This window comes from Flectobacillus sp. (assembly GCF_049240685.1).
In the GTDB taxonomy this organism is placed as follows: Bacteria; Bacteroidota; Bacteroidia; order Cytophagales; family Spirosomataceae; genus Flectobacillus.
The window spans coordinates 1-2,608 of record NZ_JBMLSD010000209.1 but is presented as its reverse complement, the minus strand read 5'-3'; the positions used below and the strand labels follow the sequence as shown (position 1 = coordinate 2,608).

Sequence of the window (2,608 nt, the reverse complement as noted above, 5' to 3'; positions counted from 1 at the left end):
CTGCATCTCGAATGGCCTCACAACATTGGATATAGCCTTTTGGGCAACATCTCTCAAGCATTGTTCGATACCCAATAAGCTCGGATACTTGTGTATTGCGAAAGCTTTCGGGAAACCATTTTTCCATTACGGCATCCGAAATACCTGCCAGTCCCACGGTATTTACATGTTCGATTCGCTGATTCCAGCTGGTGGAAGTTCCTATTTTATGAGCTGTATCACAAAGAATCAACTTTTGCACTCGTTCAGGGTGGCGTTCTGCAAAAAGCATTGCTACTCGACCGCCTACAGATAAACCAACTGGAATACATTGTTGTATTTTTAGCGCATCAAGCAAACCAACTAGGTCTTCGTAATAACTTCGCATACCATGCGTAATAGCTGCCGTTTGCGATAGTCCATGCCCACGTTTGTCATAACACAGTACATTGGCGACATCGACCAAGCCCTCAACGACTTTATCCCAGATTCTGAAGTCGGTACCAAGAGAATTGATAAAAACAAAAGTGGTTTCTTTCTGATGGTTAATCCATTTGTAATGAATATTTAAACCATTGATATTAATGAAGTTAGCCATTAAGATATAGGAGGTTATTTCAAATTTCTTTCAGACCTACATAGTTTTCGGCAATGGTAGTTGCCTGGGCCTTGGAGATACCGATATAATCAAATTTTGATTTTTGGAGTAAATTTTCAAACGAACCGTGAGGCGCTTGCTTATGAAATAGATAAGTCATAAAGTTCGAAAAATCCTGTGCACGCCAAATTCTTCTCAAACAGTCCTGCGAATAGCTTTGAAGAAGGCTATCATCTTGATTTTCGTACCAATTAGTTAAAGCAGAAGCAAGAAAACGAATATCTGCTACTGCCAAATTCAAGCCTTTCCCACCTGTAGGTGGTACAATATGAGCGGCATCACCCGCCAAAAACAAGCGTCCGTGTTGCATATTATCAATCATGAAGCTACGCATGGGCGTAATGCTTTTTTCGAAAATGGGGCCACTTTGTAAGTTCCAGCCCTCTGTGCCCAAGCGGATAGATAGCTCTTCCCAGATTTTTTCATCCGACCAATTATCTACGGTATCATCGTTATCTACTTGAATATATAAGCGGCTAACTGTCTCAGAACGAAGGCTATGCAATGCAAAACCTCTTTCATGATAAGCATAAATGAGTTCGTCTGACGATGGTGCAACATTGGCCAAAATACCTAGCCAACTAAAAGGATACTCGATTCTAAATTCGTTGTAAGAATCTTTGGGTAAATGCTGACGCCCAATACCATGATAGCCATCACAACCCGCTACAAAGTCGCAAGTCAACTCATGTTCTTCGCCATTATGTTGGTAAAAAATACTTGGATTGTCGCTTTCGATACCTTCGATATGCTTGGCATGAGCTTCAAAAAGAATTTCAATTCCTCTATCTAAGTTGGCCTGAATCAAGTCTTTGACTACTTCTTGCTGTCCATAAATGGTGATGCATCTCCCGCCTGTTAACTCCTTAAATGGAACACGCTGACGGACTCCATTAAAGCTCAAATAAACTCCATGATGCTCAAGTCCCTCTTTATCAAGACGTTCTGAAGCACCTAGTTCACGAATTAAATCAACCGTATTTTGTTCCAACAAACCTGCTCGAACGCGTGATTCTACATATTGGCGACTTCGGTTTTCAAGAATTATACAATCGATTCCTCTTTTTTGAAGTAATAAGGCAAGCGTAAGGCCAGCAGGGCCTGCTCCAATGATACCGACTTTGGTTGAGTGCTTCATCGTGAGTTTATGATAGATTTTCTGTTAAATATGATTTAAAGACTGGCCAGAATCTCATTGATGAAACAAAGATAGAGGGCACTTACAGGTTTATTTTTGGACGAAATACGGTATTATTTGGACAAAATAAACATTATTATTACCTTGTGAGCTAAAAATATAAATAGTTTACCTTGAAAAGGTTATATCTCTACAGAACTATCGAATGAAAAATAAGATTATCAATTATTCGGGGCTTTATGGCGATGCACAACGACGTTGGTTGCCCGACTTTGTGCATTGCGAACCTTTGGAGGCAAGAAGCCAACTCCATAATTGGCAAATCGAATCGCACATTCATACCGATTTGTGGCAAATATTTTGTCTGGAAGACGGTGAGGCCAAAATTATGAGTGCACATCATACTTGGCAAACACAAGGTATGACTCTAGTGGTAATTCCGCCTAATACCCTACACGGATTCGAATTTGTAGCAGGTTTATCGGGAATCGTACTTACGGTATCGTCGTCTTATTGGGATAGATTGTTGCAAACGGCACCCACGATTAGCCTAACTTTTCAGGAAATGACTTGTCTTTCTCTTGAGAAAAAACAGAATAACTTTCAGAAAATCAAGAGATTAATAGAGGAAATTAGAGAAGAAGAAAACAATAATTATCCAGAAAAAAACTTTTCGATACAAACTACATTAGGAATGGTTAGTATCGAAATTTTCCGTTTAGCTAATGCTCAAAACGACCAGAAACTAGTTAGTAATCAGCGTAGTTTGTCGATTTATCGAAACTTTGTCAAAAGTATTAAAGAATCTTACAGTCCTCAAAAAAGTATTACGC

At 39.5% G+C, this 2,608-nt stretch carries 3 protein-coding genes; 1 reads left to right on the top strand and 2 read right to left on the bottom strand.

What is annotated here, in order from left to right; all coding sequences use genetic code 11:
• Positions 1 to 577, bottom strand: a 577-nt coding sequence (locus ACOVQ4_RS09660) for an alpha/beta fold hydrolase (protein WP_421820444.1), incomplete at its 3' end; no start/stop codon positions are given.
• 19 nt (positions 578 to 596) lie between these two features.
• On the bottom strand, positions 597 to 1,775 hold the full coding sequence (locus tag ACOVQ4_RS09655) for a 4-hydroxybenzoate 3-monooxygenase (protein ID WP_421820443.1): 1,179 nt from the start codon (positions 1,773 to 1,775) through the stop codon (positions 597 to 599).
• A gap of 205 nt (positions 1,776 to 1,980) precedes the next feature.
• Here ACOVQ4_RS09655 and ACOVQ4_RS09650 point away from each other — a divergent pair.
• A partial coding sequence (locus ACOVQ4_RS09650; RefSeq protein WP_421820442.1) for an AraC family ligand binding domain-containing protein occupies positions 1,981 to 2,608 on the top strand: 628 nt, incomplete at its 3' end.